The organism is Erwinia sp. MYb375, assembly GCF_037479175.1.
Taxonomy (GTDB): Bacteria; Pseudomonadota; Gammaproteobacteria; order Enterobacterales; family Enterobacteriaceae; genus Erwinia; species Erwinia rhapontici.
The window spans coordinates 1-20,704 of sequence record NZ_JBBGZS010000015.1 but is presented as its reverse complement, the minus strand read 5'-3'; the positions used below and the strand labels follow the sequence as shown (position 1 = coordinate 20,704).

Here is a 20,704-nt window from a genome sequence, read left to right as displayed (position 1 = left end):
GATTAATTCTCCCAGATCAGGATAGCCTATAGGCCAAAAACAAAAAACGCCACGACTATGCGTGGCGTTACCCGAGTTTTGTACGTAATTTGACGACTACGTTAGGCCAGACGATCAATTCGTCGTCTGCCCGCAGCCCAACGAGCTGTTATGAACGTTTCATCATGTCGAAGAAATCATCATTGGTTTTCGTCATCGCCAGCTTGTTGATAAGGAATTCCATCGCGTCGATTTCGCCCATTGGGTGAATAATCTTGCGCAGGATCCACATCTTTTGCAGCTCTTCGGACGTGGTAAGCAACTCTTCTTTACGCGTACCGGAGCGATTGTAATCAATAGCAGGGAACACACGTTTCTCAGCGATTTTACGCGCCAGATGCAGTTCCATGTTACCTGTACCTTTAAACTCTTCGTAGATCACTTCATCCATCTTCGAACCGGTATCAACCAGTGCGGTGGCGATGATGGTCAGGCTTCCGCCCTCTTCCACATTACGCGCAGCACCGAAGAAACGCTTCGGACGATGCAGGGCGTTAGCATCCACACCACCGGTCAGTACCTTGCCTGAAGCAGGAACCACGGTGTTGTAGGCACGCGCCAGACGGGTGATGGAGTCCAGCAAGATGATCACATCTTTCTTGTGCTCAACCAGACGCTTGGCTTTTTCGATCACCATCTCAGCAACCTGAACGTGACGGGATGCAGGTTCGTCGAAGGTTGAAGCGATAACTTCACCTTTAACCAGACGCTGCATCTCGGTCACTTCTTCCGGACGCTCGTCAATAAGCAACACCATCAGCACGCAGTCTGGGTGGTTGTAAGCAATGCTCTGTGCGATGTTCTGCAGCAGCATAGTTTTACCGGCTTTCGGAGGAGCCACGATCAGACCACGCTGACCACGACCGATCGGCGAAGCCAAATCCAGTACGCGAGCGGTCAAATCTTCGGTAGAACCGTTGCCACGCTCCATGCGCAGACGAGAATTGGCATGCAGCGGCGTTAAGTTTTCAAACAGGATTTTATTACGGGCATTTTCCGGTTTGTCGTAGTTAACTTCATTAACTTTCAGCAGTGCAAAGTAACGTTCACCTTCTTTTGGCGGGCGAATCTTGCCAGAGATGGAGTCACCTGTGCGGAGGTTGAAGCGGCGGATTTGGCTGGGGGAAACGTAGATATCATCGGGACCGGCGAGGTAGGAGCTGTCTCCTGAGCGGAGGAAACCAAATCCATCCTGCAATATCTCGAGTACGCCGTCGCCGAAGATGTCTTCGCCACTTTTCGCGTGTTGCTTAAGGATGGCGAAGATAATGTCCTGTTTGCGCAAGCGCGCCAGGTTTTCCAGCCCCATATTTTCGCCGAGGGTAATCAGGTCAGAAACCGGCGTATTTTTTAATTCGGTAAGATTCATAATGGTGGGTTCTTAAACTCGGGGTAAAACATGAACTGTTTGTCGTGAATGGTATGGCGAAAGATCCATGCCTGTTTAATTGGTTCTTGGTTCCGAAGTCCACTCGATGATCACGTGCAGGAAAACGCAAATCTGAGACGAGGAGACGGTGAGGACAAGAAGCCGGAAATCAGTTGATACTAACCGTCAGATTGCTGAACGTCTGTAAGACTTTTGATGAATACTGTGTTCAACAAGGAGTAATTCTAAAGATTCAAACTACAAGGCAAGTGCGTAGTGCAGTAGATTTAACTTAGCATGCTTAATGCCGGGCGTCTAGCGGTCAGCGAAAAATTCAAACCGCAAGGCGCCGGCACGGCATGATTAGCCCAGGTTCGCGTTCAGGAACTCTTTGAGCTGGCCTTTAGACAGTGCGCCGACTTTCGTCGCGGCCACTTCGCCATTCTTAAACAACAGCAGGGTTGGGATGCCACGGATACCGTACTTAGGTGCGGTAGCAGGGTTTTCATCAATATTCAGTTTAGCAACGGTGAGCTTGCCATCAAACTCTTCGGCCACTTCGTCAAGAATAGGGGCAATCATTTTGCAAGGACCACACCATTCTGCCCAGAAGTCAACCAGCGTCAAACCTTCTGCTTTCAGAACGTCGGTTTCAAAGCTGTCATCGGTCAGGTGAACAATTTTATCGCTCATGTTTACTCCAGGAGATTATCTTTACCATGATGTTGCATTAAGCAGCATAAGGCTGAGTTTATTGTACTGCTTTTATTTCACCGGATAAGCTTTCGTAAAGCAATAGTAAGCTGATATTCTACCACACTATGAGCAAAACACACTTAACCGAACAGAAGTTTTCCGACTTCGCCCTGCACCCTCAGGTTATTGAAGCCCTTGAAACTAAAGGGTTTCATAATTGCACGCCTATCCAGGCGCTGGCATTACCGTTTACGCTCTCCGGGCGTGATGTAGCAGGTCAGGCGCAAACCGGTACCGGCAAAACGATGGCGTTTCTGACGTCAACGTTCCATCATCTTCTTTCTCACCCCGCACCGGAAGGTCGCCAGGTTAACCAACCGCGGGCGCTGATTCTGGCACCAACGCGCGAACTGGCGGTGCAGATTCATGCGGATGCAGAGCCTCTGGCGCAGGTAACTGGACTGAAGCTTGGTCTGGCTTACGGTGGCGATGGCTATGATAAGCAACTGAAAGTGCTCGAAAGCGGTGTCGATGTGTTGATCGCCACCACGGGTCGTTTAATCGATTACGCTAAACAGAATCACGTGAATTTAGGTGCCATCCAGGTGGTGGTACTCGACGAAGCTGACCGTATGTTCGACCTCGGCTTCATTAAAGACATCCGCTGGCTGTTCCGCCGCATGCCTGCCGCCAACCAGCGTCTGAATATGCTGTTCTCCGCAACATTGTCCTTCCGCGTGCGTGAGTTGGCGTTTGAGAACATGAACAACGCGGAATACGTTGAAGTCGAACCGGAGCAGAAAACCGGACACCGTATTAAAGAAGAGCTGTTCTACCCTTCCAATGAAGAAAAAATGCGTCTGCTGCAAACGCTGCTGGAAGAAGAGTGGCCAGATCGCGCCATCATTTTTGCCAATACCAAACACCGCTGTGAAGATGTCTGGGGCCACCTGGCTGCAGATGGTCACCGTGTGGGTTTGTTAACCGGCGATGTGGCACAGAAAAAACGCCTGCGTATCCTGGATGATTTCACCAAGGGTGATGTCGATATCCTGGTCGCGACGGATGTCGCTGCACGCGGCCTGCATATCCCTGCAGTGACCCACGTGTTTAACTACGACTTGCCAGACGACTGCGAAGACTACGTTCACCGCATTGGTCGTACAGGTCGTGCAGGCGCCAATGGCCACTCTATCAGCCTCGCCTGTGAAGAGTACGCGCTGAACCTGCCGGGTATTGAAGAATACATCGGTCACAGCATTGCGGTCAGCCGCTATAACAGCGATGCGCTGATGAGCGAATTGCCACCACCAAAACGCTTAACTCGTAACCGTTCTGGTAATGGCCCGCGTCGTGGTGGAAATAACAACCGCCGCAGTAGCGCACCGCGTAACCCTAACCGCAAACGTTCAGGTTAAGCCGCCATGCTGAGTGCATCATCACTCTATGCTGCGATCGATTTAGGATCGAACAGCTTTCATATGTTGGTGGTGCGCGAAGTGGCTGGCAGTATCCAGACCATTGCCCGCATCAAGCGCAAGGTGCGTCTTGCTGCTGGTCTCGATGCCGATAATCATCTTTCAGATGAGGCAATGGAACGAGGCTGGCAGTGTCTGCGGTTGTTTTCCGAGCAACTGCAGGACATCCCTCCCGAACAAATCCGCGTTGTGGCAACAGCCACGCTGCGTATTGCTGCCAATGCCGGTAGTTTCCTGGTCAAAGCCCAGGAAATCCTCGGTTGTCCGATCAATGTCATTAGCGGTGAAGATGAAGCACGCCTGATTTATCAAGGTGTTGCGCATACTACGGGGGGGTCGGACAAACGACTGGTCGTCGACATCGGCGGCGGCAGTACCGAGCTGGTCACCGGCAGAGGTTCACAGACGACGACGCTGTTTAGTCTGTCGATGGGCTGTGTCACCTGGCTTGAACGTTATTTTGCCGATCGTCATCTGGGTAAAGCGAATTTCGAACAGGCGGAACAAGCGGCGCGAGCCATGATCCGTCCGGTGGCTGATGCTTTACGCGAACAGGGCTGGCAGGTCTGCGTGGGCGCGTCCGGCACCGTACAAGCCCTGCAAGAAATTATGATGGCTCAGGGCATGGATGAGCGCATCACGCTCAGTAAACTTGAGCAACTGAAACAGCGCGCTATTCAGTGCGGCAAGCTGGAAGAGCTGGAGATTGAAGGGCTGACTCTTGAGCGTGCCTTAGTATTCCCCAGCGGCCTGTCTATTCTGATTGCTATCTTTACCGAGCTGAATATCAACAGCATGACGCTGGCCGGTGGCGCGCTGCGCGAAGGTCTGGTGTATGGCATGCTGCATCTGCCAGTGGATCGTGATATCCGTAACCGCACGCTGCACAATATCCAGCGCCGTTTTGCAATTGACCCTGAGCAGGCAGAGCGTGTCCGCCAGCTGGCAGACAGTTTTGCCCGTCAGGTCAGCCAGGTGTGGAAGCTGGACGACCGCAGCCGGGAGCTGCTGGAAAGCGCCTGTCTGATCCACGAGATTGGTCTGAGCGTCGATTTCCGTCAGGCACCGCAGCATGCGGCTTATCTGGTACGCCACCTTGATTTACCGGGCTTTACGCCAGCGCAGAAAAAACTACTGGCGACATTACTGCAAAATCAGGTGAACGGTATCGATCTGGCGCTGTTAAGTCAGCAAAATGCCGTACCGCCGCGTGTTGCCGAACGCATGTGCCGTCTGCTGCGGTTAGCGATCATTTTCGCCAGCCGCAGGCGTGATGACATGCTGCCCGCCGTCCGTTTACTGGCGGATGATGATAATCTGACGTTGACGTTGCCGACAGGTTGGCTGGAAGCGCATCCTCTGCGTGCGGAGCTGCTGGAGCAGGAGGCACACTGGCAAAGCTATGTGCACTGGTCATTAGTCATCGTTTGAAATCTGCTGCGCCCGGTGTGATGCTGCGTTAATCCGGGTGCTATTTCTTTGCTTTTGCCAACTGCGCGCGGAGATTCGCCAGGTGGCTCTGGCCTTTCTGCATGCGCTCTTCCGCACTGACCACTTTACGCTCGCTTTCCCACAGTAAATCATCCTGCGGCAACTCCAGCAGGAAGCGGCTGACTTCCGGGCGCACCAGCTCACCATACTGACGGCGTTCGCGGCACAGCGTAAAGGTCAGTTCTTTCTGTGCGCGGGTGATCCCTACATAAGCCAGACGGCGCTCCTCTTCGACGTTGTTCTCGTCAATACTGCTCTGATGCGGTAACAACCCTTCTTCCATACCCACCAGGAAAACGTAAGGGAACTCCAGGCCTTTAGAAGCGTGCAGCGTCATCAACTGGACCTGATCGGAATCTTCATCGCTTTCGCCACGTTCCATCATGTCGCGTAGGGTGAAGCGCGTCACCACCTGGGTCAGCGTCATCGCTTCGTCAATATCACTCCCTTCCAGCATTTCCGTCATCCACTGGAACAAGGTATTGACGTTTTTCATGCGCATTTCAGCGGCTTTGGGGCTGGGTGATGTTTCAAACAGCCAGCTCTCGTAATCAATACCCCGGATCAAATCACGTACCGCCGCCACAGGTTCGCGTTCGGCCAGTCGGGCGATCTCCTGCAACCAGTGAGTAAAGCGCTGTAACGATTCCAGCCCGCGGCCGCTCAGCGTCTGCTCCAGACCCATATCAAAACTGGCGCTGAACAAGCTCTTGTTACGCTGCATTGCCCAGTCGCCCAGCTTTTGCAGGGTTGCTGAACCAATTTCGCGCCGTGGCGTGTTCACAATACGCATAAACGCACTGTCATCGTCAGCATTGGTCAGTACGCGCAGGTAGGCGAGCAGATCTTTGATCTCCGGGCGTGAGAAGAATGAGGTACCACCAGAGATACGATACGGGATGCGGTTTTGCATCAGCATCTTTTCGAACACCCGCGACTGATGGTTACCACGATAAAGAATGGCGTAATCTTTGTAGCCGGTTTTGTTGATGAAGTGATGGGCAATCAACTCCCCAGTCACGCGTTCTGCTTCATGATCCTCATGGTTAGCCGTGATCACTTTTAGCTCGGCGCCATACCCCAGCTCAGAGAACAGGCGCTTTTCAAACACATGTGGGTTATTGGCGATCAGGATATTCGCGGCTTTCAGGATGCGTTCGGAAGAGCGGTAGTTCTGCTCCAGTTTAATCACCTGTAGCGCCGGGAAATCCTCCTGCAGCAGCACCAGGTTTTGTGGCCGTGCCCCACGCCAGGAGTAGATTGACTGATCGTCGTCCCCTACTACGGTGAAGCGTGCCCGGTTACCCACTAACAGCTTAACCAGCTCATACTGGCTGGTGTTGGTATCCTGGTATTCGTCCACCAGCAAATAGCGTATACGTTGCTGCCAGCGTTCACGAACCTCGAGATTACGCTGGAACAACAGCGTGGGCAGCAGGATCAGATCGTCGAAGTCCAGCACGTTGCACGATTTAAGGTGTCTGTCATACAGCGCATAGCAATGTGCAAAAAGCTTATCGCGTTCGGACAGCGCCCCCGCTGCCGCACGCGAGGGATCCATCAGATCGTTTTTCCAGTTCGAGATCGTCGAGACCAACTGTTGCAGCAGGGTTTTATCATTTTCCAGCCACTCTTCCGTCAGATCTTTGAGTAATGCCAGCTGATCCTGATCATCAAAGAGCGAAAATTTGGCTTTCATGCCCAACGCAGCATATTCGCGCTTGATAATCTCCAACCCCAGGGTGTGGAAGGTCGAAATCATCAGTCCGCGTGCTTCTTTACGGCCAAGGGTTTGTGCCACACGCTCTTTCATCTCACGCGACGCTTTATTGGTAAACGTCACTGCGGCGATATGGCGTGCCTGATAGCCACACTCGCGGATCAGATGGGCAATTTTGTTGGTGATCACGCGTGTTTTACCCGAACCGGCACCAGCCAGTACCAGGCAAGGCCCGGTAACAAATTCGACGGCGTGTTGCTGACCAGGATTAAGACGCATAGATAAGTCACTCAATGAAATTGCAGAGGGAAGAAAATAACAGCGTGGTAGTATAGCCAGCCAAATCCCTATGACTCAAGGTAACATCATGGCAAAAATGGCAGCAGCACTGCACATTCTGGTAAAAGAAGAGAAACTGGCTCAGGATCTGTTAGCCCAGCTGGCAGAAGGTGCCGATTTTGAGAAGCTGGCAAAGAAACACTCGACCTGTCCGTCAGGTAAGAAAGGCGGCCATTTAGGCGAGTTCAAACAAGGTGCAATGGTGCCGGCGTTCGATAAAGTGGTGTTCTCCTGCCCACTGATCGAACCACAGGGCCCGCTGCATACCCAGTTCGGTTACCACATCATTAAGGTGTTGTACCGTAACTAATGAAAAAAGCGCCGTCAGGCGCTTTTTTTTCGGGCAGATCGTCAATCCGCCCCTGGAGGTTCTGCACGTCCTTAACCTGCGACAGCGATACGCTTCATATCGGTCATGTAGCCACGCAGTTTACGGCCTACCGTTTCGATGTCGTGATTGCGGATAGCTTCGTTCACATCACGCAGCTGCGCATTATCAACGGTGGTCGCAGTGTTCACTGCTTTACCCAGATCGCCTGCCTGCAGAGTGGTCATGAACTCTTTCAGCAGCGGTACTGCCGCGTAAGAGAACAGGTAGTTACCGTATTCTGCGGTATCAGAGATAACCACGTTCATTTCATACAGACGCTTACGTGCGATGGTGTTCGCAATCAGCGGCAGCTCGTGCAGTGATTCGTAGTACGCAGACTCTTCGATGATGCCAGCAGCAACCATGGTTTCGAATGCCAGCTCAACGCCCGCTTTCACCATGGCAATCATCACAACGCCCTGGTCGAAGTAATCCTGCTCGGCAATTTTACCTTCAAACTGTGCAGCAGTTTCGAAGGCGGTTTTACCGGTCTCTTCACGCCAGCCCAGCAGATTCTTGTCGTCGTTCGCCCAGTCAGCCATCATGCCGGAAGAGAACTCACCGGAGATGATGTCATCCATGTGTTTCTGGAACAGCGGCGCCATGATGGTTTTCAGCTGTTCAGACAGTGCGAAAGCACGCAGTTTTGCCGGGTTAGACAGGCGATCCATCATCAGAGTGATACCACCCTGCTTCAGCGCTTCGGTGATGGTTTCCCAGCCGAACTGAATCAGTTTTTCTGCATAAGGTGCATCGGTACCTTCAGCAACCAGTTTATCGAAGCACAGCAGTGAACCGGCCTGCAACATACCACACAGGATAGTCTGCTCACCCATCAGGTCAGATTTCACTTCCGCAACAAAGGAAGACTCCAGCACACCCGCACGGTGGCCACCGGTCGCTGCTGCCCAGGCTTTAGCAATCGCCATGCCTTCGCCTTTCGGGTCATTTTCCGGGTGAACCGCGATCAGCGTCGGTACGCCGAAACCACGTTTGTACTCTTCACGGACTTCAGTACCCGGACATTTCGGCGCTACCATCACAACGGTGATGTCTTTACGTACCTGCTCACCCACTTCAACGATGTTGAAGCCATGAGAGTAGCCCAGTGCAGCACCGTCTTTCATCAGCGGCTGAACAGCCTGAACAACAGAAGTGTGCTGTTTGTCCGGCGTCAGGTTAACCACCAGGTCTGCCTGCGGGATCAGTTCTTCGTAAGTGCCCACTTTGAAGCCGTTTTCGGTCGCTTTACGCCATGAAGCACGTTTCTCAGCAATCGCTTCAGCACGCAGAGCATAGGCAATATCCAGGCCAGAGTCGCGCATGTTCAAACCCAGGTTCAGGCCCTGAGCACCACAACCAACGATGACGACTTTTTTGCCTTTCAGGTAGCTGGCTTCATCAGCGAATTCTTCGCGAGCCATAAAGCGGCATTTACCTAATTGCGCCAGCTGGTTGCGCAGGTTCAAAGTGTTGAAATAGTTAGCCATGGGGTACTCCGTATGAGGTTGTGTTCGCATTATTGTTTGTTGTCGGGGTAGGTTATTTCCTTACCCTCAATAGACCTTATCATATGACAGGAAATGCGTTGCTGAAATTGATATATTAACAACGTGACATTGCACATTTTGCAACGTAAGAACGAGGCCTGACTCTGATGGATTTGCGTGACCTGAAATTGTTTCTACATCTGGCTGAAAGCCGCCATTTCGGGCGCAGTGCGCGGGCGATGCATGTCAGCCCTTCCACGCTCTCACGCCAAATCCAGCGACTGGAAGAAGACCTTGGCCAGACGTTATTCTTGCGTGATAACCGCACTGTCACCCTGACCGATGCCGGAGAGCGCCTGCGTCAGTTTGCCCAGCAGACGCTGCTACAGTACCAGCAGATGCGGCACGCGATGGGCCAGAACGGCCCGTCACTCAGCGGTGAGATGAAAATGTTCTGCTCGGTGACCGCCGCTTACAGCCATCTGCCACCGATCCTCGATCGCTTTCGTGCCGAGCACCCGCTGGTCGAAATCAAACTTACCACGGGCGATGCTGCCGATGCGGTGGAAAAAGTGCAGTCTAACGAGGTGGATATTGCCATCGCCGGTCGGCCGGAAACGCTGCCCACCAGCATCGGTTTTACCCCGCTGGGGTTAATCCCGCTGGTGTTAATCGCCCCGGCACTGCCCTGTCCGGTGCGGGCTCAGGCGACGCAACCGCAACCCGACTGGGCGCAAATTCCGTTTATTCTCCCCGCTCAGGGCCCTTCGCGACGGCGTATTGATCTCTGGTTCCGTCATCGTCATATCGCCAATCCCCAGATTTATGCGACGGTGTCCGGCCATGAGGCGATTGTGTCAATGGTCGCGCTGGGCTGTGGTATTGCCCTGCTGCCGGATGTGGTGCTGGAGAATAGCCCGGAACCGATACGCAATCGTATTCTGGAACTGGAAGATGTGGAGATGGTGGCGCCGTTTGAGTTGGGCGTTTGCGTACAAAAAAAGCGGCTCAGTGAGCCGCTTATTGATGCTTTCTGGAAATTGCTTTAACCGGCCAGGAAGAAACGGAAAGCCGGGTTATGCGTTTCATCGTGGAAATCATAACCGAGTGCCGCCAGATGCTCTTCAAACTTCGGTTCACTGTCGCTCAGTTCAAACGCCGCCAGCACGCGGCCATAGTCCGTGCCGTGGCTGCGATAGTGGAACAGCGAGATATTCCAGTGGGTACCCAATGTTTGCAGGAAACGAAGCAGCGCACCGGGCGCCTCCGGGAATTCAAAGCTGAACAGCTTTTCACGTAATGGCTTTGACGGACGCCCGCCCACCATATAACGCACATGCAGCTTCGCCATCTCGTCATCGGAGAGATCCACCACCTTGTAACCCCCTTCTGACAACAGCGTCAGAATCTCCTCACGCTCGGATAATCCGCGCGTCAGTCGTACACCGACGAAAATACAGGCATCGTCTGCGTTGGCGTAACGGTAGTTGAATTCGGTGACCGAGCGGCCCCCCAGCAGCTGACAGAAACGCAGGAAACTGCCCTGTTGCTCTGGGATCGTCACCGCCAACAGCGCTTCACGTTGTTCTCCCAGTTCACAGCGCTCTGATACATAACGCAAACCGTGGAAGTTAACATTAGCACCGGACAGCACATGCGCCAGACGTTCACCCTGGATGTGGTGCTGCTGGATATACTTCTTCATACCCGCCAGTGCCAGTGCGCCCGAAGGCTCCGCCACCGCACGCACATCATCAAACAGGTCTTTCATCGCGGCACAGATCGCATCGCTGTCGACGGTAATGATGTCGTCAAGATACTCCTGGCAAAGACGGAAGGTTTCGCTGCCGATCCGCTTCACCGCCACCCCTTCGGCAAACAGCCCGACGCGGGGAAGATCGACCGGATACCCGGCATCCAGCGCGGCTTTCAGACAGGCTGAATCCGCCGCTTCCACCGCAATCACTTTGATCTGCGGCATCAGCTGTTTGATCAACACCGCAACACCTGCCGCCAGTCCACCGCCGCCCACCGGCACGAACACACGATCCAGATGCGCATCCTGTTGCAGCAGTTCCATCGCCAGCGTGCCCTGCCCGGCGATCACCATCGGATGGTCGAACGGCGGCACGAAGGTATAACCCTGCTGCTCAGACAGTTCGATGGCTTTGGCTTTGGCCTCATCAAAGTTGGCCCCAAACAGATAAACCTCACCGCCAAACGCCCGCACAGCATCCACTTTGATATCAGCCGTTGCCACTGGCATCACAATCAGAGACTTAATCCCCAGCTTGCTGGATGACAGTGCCACACCCTGCGCGTGGTTACCGGCAGATGCTGTAATCACACCACAGGCTTTCTGCTCTGCGTTCAACCCGGCGATCATCGCATAGGCGCCGCGCAGCTTGAAACTGTGAACCGGCTGGCGATCTTCGCGTTTCACCAGAATCGTATTACCGAGACGCGCGGAGATCTTTTCCATCTTCTGCAACGGGGTCACCTGTGCAGCTTCGTACACCGGCGCACGCAGCACGGCCCGCAGATACTCTGCGCCCGTGGGCTGGTCGGATAGCGGTTGAGATTCAGCCATGTTGGTTAGCCTCCCAGCTTACTCTTGTCACGGACGGCACCTTTATCGGCGCTGGTTGCCAGAGTGGCATAAGCGCGCAGTGCGAAGGAAACCTGACGCTCACGACCGTGTGGCGTATAGGCCTGATCGCCACGTGCATCCTCTTCCAGACGACGGGCAGCCAGTTCATTCTCTGGCACCGCCAGTTGGATGCCGCGATTCGGGATATCAATGTCGATGATATCGCCATCTTTGACCAGCGCGATGGTCCCGCCGCTGGCCGCTTCCGGTGAGGCATGACCGATTGAGAGACCGGACGTACCGCCAGAGAAACGCCCATCGGTGATCAACGCACAGGCTTTACCGAGACCCATGGATTTCAGATAGGTGGTTGGGTAAAGCATTTCCTGCATACCCGGCCCCCCTTTTGGCCCTTCGTAGCGGATCACCACAACGTCACCGGCAACCACTTTGCCGCCGAGAATGGCAGAAACGGCATCATCCTGACTTTCATACACTTTTGCCGGACCGCTGAACACCAGGCTGCCTTCATCCACACCAGCCGTTTTCACAATACAGCCGTTTTCAGCGATATTGCCATACAGCACGGCCAGACCGCCGTCCTGACTGAAGGCGAACTCGCGTGAACGAATACAGCCTTCCTGGCGATCGTCATCTAACGTATCCCAGCGAGTGTCCTGCGAGAACGCCTGCGTGGTACGAATACCTGCCGGGCCAGCGCGGAACATCTTTTTCACGGCTTCATCTTTGGTCAGCATGATGTCGTACTGATCCAGCGTTTCACGCAGACTCAGTCCGAGGATATTACGTACGCTGTTGTCCAGCAGTCCGGCACGGTCCAGCTCACCAAGAATGCCCAGTACGCCACCGGCACGGTGTACGTCTTCCATATGGTATTTCTGGGTGCTTGGTGCCACTTTGCACAGGTGTGGAACCAGGCGGGACAGACGGTCGATGTCAGAGATATCGAAATCGATTTCGCCTTCCTGTGCGGCAGCCAGCAGGTGCAGAACGGTGTTGGTTGAGCCGCCCATAGCAATATCCAGCGTGATGGCGTTTTCGAACGCCGCTTTGCTGGCAATACTGCGTGGCAGTGCGGTTTCATCATCCTGCTCGTAGTAACGCTTGGTCAGCGCAACAATACGACGGCCCGCATTCAGGAACAGCTCTTTACGGTCAGCGTGCGTTGCCAGCAGCGAGCCGTTACCCGGTTGTGACAGACCCAGCGCTTCGGTCAGGCAGTTCATCGAGTTGGCGGTGAACATACCGGAACAGGAGCCGCAGGTCGGACAGGCAGAACGTTCAATCTGGTCGCTCTCCGCATCGCTGACGTTCGGGTTAGCGCCCTGAATCATCGCATCGACGAGATCGAGTTTAATAATTTTGTCGGACAGTTTGGTCTTACCGGCTTCCATTGGACCGCCTGAGACGAAGATCACCGGAATGTTCAGGCGCAGTGACGCCATCAACATTCCCGGGGTGATTTTGTCACAGTTGGAAATACAGACCATGGCGTCAGCGCAGTGCGCATTGACCATGTACTCCACGGAGTCCGCAATCAACTCACGTGACGGCAGAGAATAGAGCATCCCGCCGTGGCCCATGGCGATACCATCATCGACCGCAATGGTATTGAACTCTTTCGCCACGCCGCCAGAAGCTTCGATCTCTTCAGCAACCAGTTTCCCCAAATCGCGCAGATGAACGTGACCCGGCACGAACTGCGTGAAGGAGTTAACCACCGCAATGATCGGCTTACCGAAATCATCATCGGTCATTCCTGTGGCGCGCCACAGGGCACGGGCACCGGCCATATTACGGCCGTGGGTGGTGGTGGCGGAACGATACTTAGGCATGCTCTTTACTCCAAAAATCAGATAGTGCGCGGGCATCAAATGATGCCCGCGAAAAGTATTTTTTGTTATGGGTTAACCGGATCCAACCAGCCCCATTTGTCTTCCGTTTCGCCAGTGAACAGACCAAAGAATGCAGACTGAATACGCTCGGTCACCGGGCCACGCTTGCCTTCGCCAACCTGAATACCGTCGACGCTGCGTACCGGGGTGATTTCCGCTGCTGTGCCTGACATGAACACTTCGTCAGCCAGATACAGAGATTCACGAGACAGTACCTGCTCACGAACTTCAATACCCATATCCTGCGCCAGTTTGATGATGGCGTCACGAGTAATCCCTGGCAGAGCGGAAGAGGTGAACGGCGGCGTGAACAGGATGCCGTCTTTGACTTCAAACAGGTTCTCACCTGCACCTTCAGAGATGTAGCCCTGAGTATCCAGCGCGATGCCTTCCTGGTAACCGTGGCGGCGTGCTTCGCTACCGACCAGCAGAGAAGAAAGGTAGTTACCACCGGCTTTCGCTGCGGTTGGCAGCGTGTTTGGCGCTACACGGTTCCATGAAGACACCATGGCATCAATACCCTGCTCCAGCGCTTCAGCACCCAGGTAGGCGCCCCATGGGAAGGCTGCGATGATCACATCCGTTTCGTAGCCGTCCGGCGGGTTAACACCCAGACCGACGTCACCCACGAAGACTAATGGACGAATATAGGCGCTTTTCAGGTTGTTCTTGCGCAGTGTGGCGCGGCAGGCTTCCATCAACTCATCAACACTCAGGCTGACCGGGAAACGGTAGATTTTTGCAGAATCGCGCAGGCGCTGCATATGTTCACGATGGCGGAAGACTACTGGTCCTTTATGCGAGTCATAGCAACGTACGCCTTCAAACACTGAAGTGCCGTAGTGCAGTGCATGGGACATCACGCTGACCTTTGCGTCTTCCCATTTTACCATCTCGCCGTTGAACCAGATAAAGTCTGCTTTCTTCGTCATTCTTGTTTCCTTGCGCGCTTATGCGCGGATTTGTTGTGTTGTTTGTTGTTGGATCTGAACGCATGCAACGTCCATCAATTTACTTAACTGCGTTGACAGTAAATCGACAGAGCGCTGGCTGGCAACGGTCATCTCAATATTAATATTGTCAGTATTGACCAGCGACGCCATGTTCATTGAGCACACCTGGAAGCCACGGTGACGAACGACGCGCAAAATGCGTTCCAGTATTTCCGGGCGAAAGCGTGCTTCTATAGACAATTGATGCTGTTTCATGAAGTCTTCTCCATCATATTTTCGTTGCTGGCGCCCGGTGGTACCAGAGGCCAAACGTTCTCATGCTCATCAATCGCGACGTGGAGCATGTATGGCCCTTCACTGTGCAGCAAAGCGTCTAATGCGGCGTCGACCTGATCTTTACGGGTAATGCGCTGGCCAGGAATGCCAAATGCACTGGCCAGGATGAGAAAATCGGGGTTATCTGAAAGATTCGTTTCGCTGTAACGCTCTTCGAAGAACAACTGCTGCCACTGGCGTACCATCCCCAGGCGCTGGTTATCCATCAAAACGATTTTTACCGGCAGCTGTTTACGCTTAACGGTGCCCAGTTCCTGGACATTCATCATAAAGGAGCCATCGCCCGAGACGCAGATGACCGTGTCATCCGGACGGGCAACCTGCGCACCCACGGCTGCGGGCAGGCCGAAGCCCATCGTCCCCAGACCGCTGGAGGTGATGAAATTCTCCGGGCGGTTAAAACTCATATGCTGGGCCGCCCACATCTGGTGCTGGCCCACATCGGTAGTCACTACCGCACTTTGCGGTTTACGATCTGATAACTGTTTTAAAAACAGCGGAGCAAAAATCGCCTCGCCGGGATGATCATAGCGCCAGCCATGATCGGCTTTCAGCGTTTTCACTTCATCACGCCAGGTGCTGATGGATACTGGCTGATACAAATCAGGCAACAGCTTATTAAGATCACCCTGTAAGCCAACATGTGCACGGCGCAGTTTATGCAGCTCGGCCGGGTCAATATCCAGATGGATCACGCTGGCATGCGGCGCGAAGGTGTCGAGTTTTCCGGTGACGCGGTCATCAAAGCGCGCTCCGACGGCGATCAGCAGGTCACACTGCTGCACAGCCAGGTTGGCCGCTTTGGTACCATGCATGCCCAGCATACCCAGGTAGCATTCGTCATCAGCATCCGGTGTGCCCAGACCTTTCAACGTTGCGACAGTGGGAATTCCCGTCTCTTTCGCAAAAGCACGTAACGCATGTACGGCATCAGCCATACCCACGCCGCCGCCCACATACAGAATCGGCTTCTTCGCCAGGGCCAGCAGGTTACGCGCCTGCTGTAATTCCGCGTGAGGATGCGCCATTTCCTGTTCAACGGGCAGCAGATGGGCGGCCAGATCGCCGCTGGCTAACTGGATATCCTTAGGAATATCAACCAGTACTGGGCCAGGTCGACCTGATTTCGCAATGGCAAAAGCTTCGGCCATCACAACCGGTAGTTCATCAAGGGATTCAACGAGGAAGCTGTGTTTGGTGCAGGCCAGCGACAAGCCGAGAACATCAATTTCCTGGAAAGCATCCGTCCCCATCACGGCAGAAGAGACCTGCCCGGTAATGGCGACGATAGGAACAGAGTCCAGCATGGCATCTGCCAGCCCGGTGATCAGATTGGTGGCACCCGGCCCGGAAGTGGCGATACAGACGCCGACTTTACCGGTTGCACGAGCAAAGCCGATAGCGGCCATCGCTGCACCCTGCTCGTGGCGGCACAGTAGGTGTTCGACACCGCCGTCATAGAGCGCGTCATAGACCGGCATGATTGCACCACCCGGGTAGCCGAAAACTGTTTCGACTCCCTGTGCACGCAAAGCTTGAACCACCCACTGAGCACCATTCATAGTTATTCCCCCGCCTCTCGCTGGGAACAACAGCATTTTATGCTACTGTTCATATTCTGTTCCTCTGTCGTTGATACCTTGCCAAAAAAAAACCCCCGGACCTTTCGGTGCGGGGGTTCTTTCGAAATCAGGCTTGATTTTTAAGCCTTTCTTTCTCCGAGCGTAGCCCCGCACGGCGTGATAATAATCACGACGACGTTAATGACGACTAGGCTAATGACTCGTAGAAGGGCTTTCATTTGAATTCTTTTAGTTCGCTTGTTCGAAGTAATGCCTACAGAGTTATCACAGTTATCAGCATTAATTCAACTTTTTTCATCACTTTATTTTATGACGGCCGACGCAAATCCAGAAAAAACTATTGTTATTCAGTTAATAAGGAAAAATTGAATTTTTTTCATCACTCACGGCGCGTGACTGCTTTATTTCCACATAGTGAGAATGTGCGTGGCAGATCGCACGAAGATGTCTTCCGCTGTCGACCTGATGAAATTCATTACAGCGCAGCATACAAATCCCTGTTGTCATCCTCGTCAGAGGGAAATCGACAGTGCACTGTAGTGAATACAAGGAGTATCTATGTCGCTATCTGTTGCCAATACCCGTGCCGCATTGGGCATTCAGGCGCCGCTGGTGTCTGTTGAAGTTCACCTGAGTAATGGCCTGCCCGCTTTGTCACTGGTCGGTCTGCCCGAAACGACAGTTAAAGAAGCCCGGGACCGGGTGCGCAGCGCCATCATCAACAGCGGTTTCACCTTTCCGGCAAAACGCATTACCGTCAACCTTGCCCCCGCCGATCTCCCGAAAGAAGGCGGCAGGTATGACTTGCCTATCGCTATAGCCATCCTGGCAGCTTCAGAGCAGATTCCTGCGGCGAAACTTGCCGGGTATGAATTCCTCGGTGAGTTAGCCCTCAACGGCGCGCTACGTGGCGTACAGGGCTCAATTCCTGCAGCCGTTGCGGCACTCAATGCAGCAAGGCAACTCATCCTCTCAGCGGATAACCAAAATGATGTTGGCCTTATCCAGCACGGGAAAAGTTTAATCGCCAGCCATCTTCTTGAGGTCTGTGCTTTCCTGCATGGCAAAACGCAGCTTGCAGAAGCCCAGAGCAACGACCTGGTCTGCCTGCCGCACGTTACAGGGGATTTAAACGAGATTATCGGCCAGCAGCAGGCAAAGCGCGCACTGGAGGTAACAGCAGCCGGTGGGCACAACCTGCTCTTAATTGGCCCACCCGGCACGGGGAAGACGATGCTCGCCTCACGGTTGAACGGTCTGATGCCGCCTCTAAGCGATCGTGAGGCCCTGGAGAGTGCCAGCGTAGCCAGTCTGCTAGGCAGTGGCGATCTGCACCGTCAGTGGCGCCAGAGGCCATTCCGTTCCCCTCATCACAGTTCATCTCTGTATGCTCTTGTCGGCGGTGGTTCACTGCCTAAGCCAGGTGAGATTTCCCTTGCCCACAACGGCATACTGTTTCTTGATGAGCTTCCGGAGTTTGAACGCCGCGCATTGGATGCACTGCGTGAACCGCTTGAATCAGGGGAGATCAGTATTTCGCGGGCACGTGCCAAAATCACCTATCCGGCACGCTTTCAGCTGATCGCCGCAATGAACCCCAGCCCAACCGGGCATTATAGCGGCCCACATAATCGAAGTTCACCCCAGCAGACATTACGTTATCTCAGCCGTCTGTCTGGCCCTTTTCTCGATCGTTTTGATCTCTCTCTTGAAGTGCCGTTACTACCACCAGGGATGTTGAGTACACAACAGGGCAATGGGGAGTCCAGTCAGCAGGTGCGTGAACGTGTGCTGGCTGCACGGGAACGCCAGATCAATCGCTGCGGCAAAGTGAATGCGGTAATGAACAACAACGATATCAAGGCATGCTGTACACTTACGCCTGAGGATGCTCAATGGCTGGAGCAAGTGCTGAACCAACTGGGGCTGTCAGTGCGGGCATGGCAACGTTTGCTGAAAGTGGCGCGTACGATTGCCGATCTTGCAGGGGAGAACGAGGTTAGCAGGGAGCATTTAACGGAAGCCGTTAGTTACCGAGGAATCGATCGCCTGCTGATTCATCTGCATAACAGCCTGCAGTAGGGAAATGAAAAAGGGGCCGAAGCCCCTTTTTCTTAATCGTCACTATCCGTGTAGTCTTCAACGCCTTCCATCTGCGGTTTACCGCCGGACAGGGTATGGAAACGTTTAGGACGTTTAATTCGGGTCATATATTTTGACCAGACTTTTTCTGCCTCGGTTTGCGGCTCACGCACGCCCCGGCACACCTCAATGAACAGACGCTCTTCTTCCGTACCTGGCTCACGTTTTGCCAGGTCCAGTTCGTTGAAAGCGTAACCATAACGCTCAAGAAGTTGGGCTTCTTTGATGGTGAAATCACCGTGACGGGAGAATCCGCGAGGGTAATGTTTGTTATCAAAAAAACGATTCGTTGTTGCGAAGCTTTCCGCCATTTTACACGCTCCTAACTCATTTATGGCCGTGCTATTTATGGCGCGGAGTATTAGATAGGCTTGACAGAGTGTAAAACAAAACATTTAAATCATAACGACAAATGTTTTTTAGGAGATGGATGTGGATACGGAATTACTGAAAACCTTTCTTGAAGTGAGCAGAACTCGCCACTTTGGACGTGCCGCAGAAGCACTCTATCTCACGCAATCTGCTGTAAGTTTTCGCATCAGACAGCTTGAAAATCAGCTGGGAGTGAACCTTTTTACCCGCCATCGTAATAACATCAGGCTGACGTCTGCAGGGGAGCGTTTGCTGCCCTATGCAGAGAGCCTGATGAGCACATGGCTGATGGCTAAGAAAGAGGTAGCGCACACTCAGCAACATCACGAGCTGTCGATCGGGGCCAGTGCTTCTCTGTGGGAGGCTTATCTGACACCCTGGCTGCAAACGCTGTATGAGAACCGTGAGAGCTTACATCTGGAAGCGCGTGTTGCGCAGCGTCATTTGCTGGTTAAACAGCTACATGAGAGACAACTTGACCTGCTTATTACGACCGAAGCCCCCAAAATGGATGAGTTGACCAGTCAGCAAATTGGCCATATTTCACTGACTCTTTTCCGGTCGAAAAAATCCGAGAAAAAGGAGAAATATGATTACATTAAGTTGGAATGGGGTGCTGATTTTCATCAACATGAAAGTTATCTTGCCGGCGCTGATGATGTTCCGGTACTGACAACAACCTCAGCACATTTGGCCAGGCAACTGCTGCATACCACTGGCGCTTGTGCATTTTTACCGGATGTATGGGGGAAAGAGTACAGCGATCTGCTAGTCATCCCTGATACCGCTGTCGCATCCAGACCGCTGTATGCGGTATGGCTACAAAACAGCGATCAGCAGGCATATATCCGACAACTCATTAAATCCCCGGTCAATATAAGAGCATAAAGCGTATAAATAACCATCGAATCGGACCAGCTTGCTGGTCCTTTTTTATGCTTTTAAGATGATTGCAGGGGTAACATGGCAGGAATTTTAGACAAAAAAAATCCTTTGCCGAAGCAAAGGATTATTTTTATTTGGCAGGGGCGGAGAGATTCGAACTCGCGACACCCGGTTTTGGAGACCGGTGCTCTACCAACTGAGCTACGCCCCTAAATTATGCTTAACATTATGCCTGCTAACTTTAGCAGGCATAATTTTTAATAATTGGCGGAACGGACGGGGCTCGAACCCGCGACCCCCTGCGTGACAGGCAGGTATTCTAACCAACTGAACTACCGCTCCACCGGTTCTTACACTCACATCAGAAAACGTCTGATACAAGTTTGTTCCTGTTATTTTCCTTGTCAGGGGAAAAGGAACTAATTTGATGCCTGGCAGTTCCCTACTCTCGCATGGGGAGACCCCACACTACCATCGGCGCTACGGCGTTTCACTTCTGAGTTCGGCATGGGGTCAGGTGGGACCACCGCGCTAAAGCCGCCAGGCAAATTCTGTTTCGTCCCCGCCGTTACTCTCGTAACCACGTGAACCAATCCGTTTCGAACAGGCTGAAAATCTCTTTCGCGTCTCTCATCACGCTCACCAGAACGCTTCTGGCGTTGTAAGGTTAAGCCTCACGGGTCATTAGTACCGGTTAGCTCAACGCATCGCTGCGCTTACACACCCGGCCTATCAACGTCGTAGTCTTCAACGTCCCTTCAGGGGGCTCAGGGCCCCAGGGAGAATTCATCTCGAGGCAAGTTTCGCGCTTAGATGCTTTCAGCGCTTATCTTTTCCGCACTTAGCTACCGGGCAATGCCATTGGCATGACAACCCGAACACCAGTGGTGCGTTCACTCCGGTCCTCTCGTACTAGGAGCAACCCCTCTCAATTC

Annotated in this window: 17 protein-coding genes, 2 tRNA genes and 2 rRNA genes; 6 read left to right on the top strand and 15 right to left on the bottom strand. The window is 53.3% G+C overall.

Annotated elements, in window-relative coordinates; translation table 11 throughout:
* Positions 1–148: 148 nt before the first annotated feature.
* On the bottom strand, positions 149–1,408 hold the full coding sequence (gene rho, locus WH279_RS10085; RefSeq protein ID WP_056234711.1) for a transcription termination factor Rho: 1,260 nt from the start codon (positions 1,406–1,408) through the stop codon (positions 149–151).
* A gap of 363 nt (positions 1,409–1,771) precedes the next feature.
* Positions 1,772–2,101, bottom strand: a complete 330-nt coding sequence (trxA, locus tag WH279_RS10080) for a thioredoxin TrxA (RefSeq protein ID WP_133846871.1) — start codon at positions 2,099–2,101, stop codon at positions 1,772–1,774.
* Between the two features lie 128 nt (positions 2,102–2,229).
* Between trxA and rhlB the strand changes: the two genes are divergently transcribed.
* Positions 2,230–3,522, top strand: coding sequence for an ATP-dependent RNA helicase RhlB (rhlB, locus tag WH279_RS10075; RefSeq protein ID WP_133846872.1), 1,293 nt, complete (start codon positions 2,230–2,232; stop codon positions 3,520–3,522).
* 6 nt (positions 3,523–3,528) lie between these two features.
* Positions 3,529–5,013, top strand: a complete 1,485-nt coding sequence (gppA, locus tag WH279_RS10070) for a guanosine-5'-triphosphate,3'-diphosphate diphosphatase (RefSeq protein ID WP_133846873.1) — start codon at positions 3,529–3,531, stop codon at positions 5,011–5,013.
* 40 nt (positions 5,014–5,053) lie between these two features.
* On the opposite strand, the gene rep is transcribed toward gppA, so the two are convergent.
* Positions 5,054–7,072 (bottom strand): DNA helicase Rep, encoded by a 2,019-nt coding sequence (rep, locus tag WH279_RS10065; protein WP_200643874.1) that lies wholly within the window; start codon positions 7,070–7,072, stop codon positions 5,054–5,056.
* An 88-nt stretch (positions 7,073–7,160) separates the two neighbouring features.
* On the opposite strand from rep, the gene ppiC reads away from it, so the two are divergent.
* Complete coding sequence (gene ppiC / locus WH279_RS10060; RefSeq protein WP_133846875.1) at positions 7,161–7,442, top strand: peptidylprolyl isomerase PpiC; 282 nt, start codon at positions 7,161–7,163, stop codon at positions 7,440–7,442.
* A gap of 71 nt (positions 7,443–7,513) precedes the next feature.
* Here the strand turns inward: ppiC and ilvC are convergent, their stop codons facing one another.
* Positions 7,514–8,992 (bottom strand): ketol-acid reductoisomerase, encoded by a 1,479-nt coding sequence (gene ilvC / locus WH279_RS10055; RefSeq protein WP_339456288.1) that lies wholly within the window; start codon positions 8,990–8,992, stop codon positions 7,514–7,516.
* Between the two features lie 167 nt (positions 8,993–9,159).
* Between ilvC and ilvY the strand changes: the two genes are divergently transcribed.
* A complete protein-coding gene (ilvY, locus tag WH279_RS10050; RefSeq protein ID WP_133846877.1) occupies positions 9,160–10,041 on the top strand; it encodes an HTH-type transcriptional activator IlvY in 882 nt (293 codons plus the stop codon).
* Here the strand turns inward: ilvY and ilvA are convergent.
* The 6 genes from ilvA to ilvL form a co-directional block, all read right to left on the bottom strand.
* On the bottom strand, positions 10,038–11,582 hold the full coding sequence (ilvA, locus tag WH279_RS10045) for a threonine ammonia-lyase, biosynthetic (RefSeq protein ID WP_339456286.1): 1,545 nt from the start codon (positions 11,580–11,582) through the stop codon (positions 10,038–10,040). The genes ilvY and ilvA overlap by 4 nt on opposite strands.
* A gap of 5 nt (positions 11,583–11,587) precedes the next feature.
* Positions 11,588–13,438, bottom strand: coding sequence for a dihydroxy-acid dehydratase (gene ilvD, locus WH279_RS10040; RefSeq protein WP_133846879.1), 1,851 nt, complete (start codon positions 13,436–13,438; stop codon positions 11,588–11,590).
* Positions 13,439–13,503: 65 nt separating this feature from the next.
* Positions 13,504–14,430 (bottom strand): branched-chain amino acid transaminase, encoded by a 927-nt coding sequence (locus WH279_RS10035; RefSeq protein ID WP_133846880.1) that lies wholly within the window; start codon positions 14,428–14,430, stop codon positions 13,504–13,506.
* A gap of 18 nt (positions 14,431–14,448) precedes the next feature.
* Complete coding sequence (ilvM, locus tag WH279_RS10030) at positions 14,449–14,706, bottom strand: acetolactate synthase 2 small subunit (protein WP_133846881.1); 258 nt, start codon at positions 14,704–14,706, stop codon at positions 14,449–14,451.
* Positions 14,703–16,349 carry an acetolactate synthase 2 catalytic subunit gene (gene ilvG / locus WH279_RS10025; protein WP_339456282.1) on the bottom strand — a complete coding sequence of 549 codons (1,647 nt, stop codon included), beginning with the start codon at positions 16,347–16,349 and terminating at the stop codon, positions 14,703–14,705. The genes ilvM and ilvG overlap by 4 nt, the downstream gene beginning before the upstream one ends.
* A 140-nt stretch (positions 16,350–16,489) precedes the next feature.
* Entirely contained in the window at positions 16,490–16,588 is a 99-nt protein-coding gene (gene ilvL / locus WH279_RS10020) for an ilv operon leader peptide (protein ID WP_072277511.1), read from the bottom strand.
* A gap of 340 nt (positions 16,589–16,928) precedes the next feature.
* Here ilvL and WH279_RS10015 point away from each other — a divergent pair, with 340 nt between their 5' ends.
* Positions 16,929–18,452: a YifB family Mg chelatase-like AAA ATPase gene (locus WH279_RS10015; RefSeq protein WP_339456280.1), complete on the top strand. Its 1,524-nt coding sequence runs from the start codon at positions 16,929–16,931 to the stop codon at positions 18,450–18,452.
* Between the two features lie 32 nt (positions 18,453–18,484).
* Here the strand turns inward: WH279_RS10015 and WH279_RS10010 are convergent, their stop codons facing one another.
* Positions 18,485–18,823, bottom strand: coding sequence for a DUF413 domain-containing protein (locus WH279_RS10010; RefSeq protein WP_062749119.1), 339 nt, complete (start codon positions 18,821–18,823; stop codon positions 18,485–18,487).
* 121 nt (positions 18,824–18,944) lie between these two features.
* Here WH279_RS10010 and hdfR point away from each other — a divergent pair, with 121 nt between their 5' ends.
* Positions 18,945–19,772: an HTH-type transcriptional regulator HdfR gene (gene hdfR, locus WH279_RS10005; RefSeq protein WP_133846884.1), complete on the top strand. Its 828-nt coding sequence runs from the start codon at positions 18,945–18,947 to the stop codon at positions 19,770–19,772.
* A 132-nt stretch (positions 19,773–19,904) separates the two neighbouring features.
* Here the strand turns inward: hdfR and WH279_RS10000 are convergent.
* The 4 genes from WH279_RS10000 to WH279_RS09985 form a co-directional block, all read right to left on the bottom strand.
* Positions 19,905–19,980 (bottom strand) — tRNA-Trp (locus tag WH279_RS10000).
* Positions 19,981–20,034: 54 nt separating this feature from the next.
* Positions 20,035–20,111, bottom strand: a tRNA-Asp gene (locus WH279_RS09995).
* An 87-nt stretch (positions 20,112–20,198) separates the two neighbouring features.
* Positions 20,199–20,314, bottom strand: a 5S ribosomal RNA gene (gene rrf / locus WH279_RS09990).
* A 118-nt stretch (positions 20,315–20,432) separates the two neighbouring features.
* Positions 20,433–20,704, bottom strand: a 23S ribosomal RNA gene (locus tag WH279_RS09985); the annotation flags it as partial.

Coding starts and splice junctions, on each gene's coding strand:
- rho (WP_056234711.1), bottom strand. CDS start 1,408: ATGAATCTTACCGAATTAAAAAATACGCCGGTTTCTGACCTGATTACC.
- trxA (WP_133846871.1), bottom strand. CDS start 2,101: ATGAGCGATAAAATTGTTCACCTGACCGATGACAGCTTTGAAACCGAC.
- rhlB (WP_133846872.1), top strand. CDS start 2,230: ATGAGCAAAACACACTTAACCGAACAGAAGTTTTCCGACTTCGCCCTG.
- gppA (WP_133846873.1), top strand. CDS start 3,529: ATGCTGAGTGCATCATCACTCTATGCTGCGATCGATTTAGGATCGAAC.
- rep (WP_200643874.1), bottom strand. CDS start 7,072: ATGCGTCTTAATCCTGGTCAGCAACACGCCGTCGAATTTGTTACCGGG.
- ppiC (WP_133846875.1), top strand. CDS start 7,161: ATGGCAAAAATGGCAGCAGCACTGCACATTCTGGTAAAAGAAGAGAAA.
- ilvC (WP_339456288.1), bottom strand. CDS start 8,992: ATGGCTAACTATTTCAACACTTTGAACCTGCGCAACCAGCTGGCGCAA.
- ilvY (WP_133846877.1), top strand. CDS start 9,160: ATGGATTTGCGTGACCTGAAATTGTTTCTACATCTGGCTGAAAGCCGC.
- ilvA (WP_339456286.1), bottom strand. CDS start 11,582: ATGGCTGAATCTCAACCGCTATCCGACCAGCCCACGGGCGCAGAGTAT.
- ilvD (WP_133846879.1), bottom strand. CDS start 13,438: ATGCCTAAGTATCGTTCCGCCACCACCACCCACGGCCGTAATATGGCC.
- WH279_RS10035 (WP_133846880.1), bottom strand. CDS start 14,430: ATGACGAAGAAAGCAGACTTTATCTGGTTCAACGGCGAGATGGTAAAA.
- ilvM (WP_133846881.1), bottom strand. CDS start 14,706: ATGAAACAGCATCAATTGTCTATAGAAGCACGCTTTCGCCCGGAAATA.
- ilvG (WP_339456282.1), bottom strand. CDS start 16,349: ATGAATGGTGCTCAGTGGGTGGTTCAAGCTTTGCGTGCACAGGGAGTC.
- ilvL (WP_072277511.1), bottom strand. CDS start 16,588: ATGAAAGCCCTTCTACGAGTCATTAGCCTAGTCGTCATTAACGTCGTC.
- WH279_RS10015 (WP_339456280.1), top strand. CDS start 16,929: ATGTCGCTATCTGTTGCCAATACCCGTGCCGCATTGGGCATTCAGGCG.
- WH279_RS10010 (WP_062749119.1), bottom strand. CDS start 18,823: ATGGCGGAAAGCTTCGCAACAACGAATCGTTTTTTTGATAACAAACAT.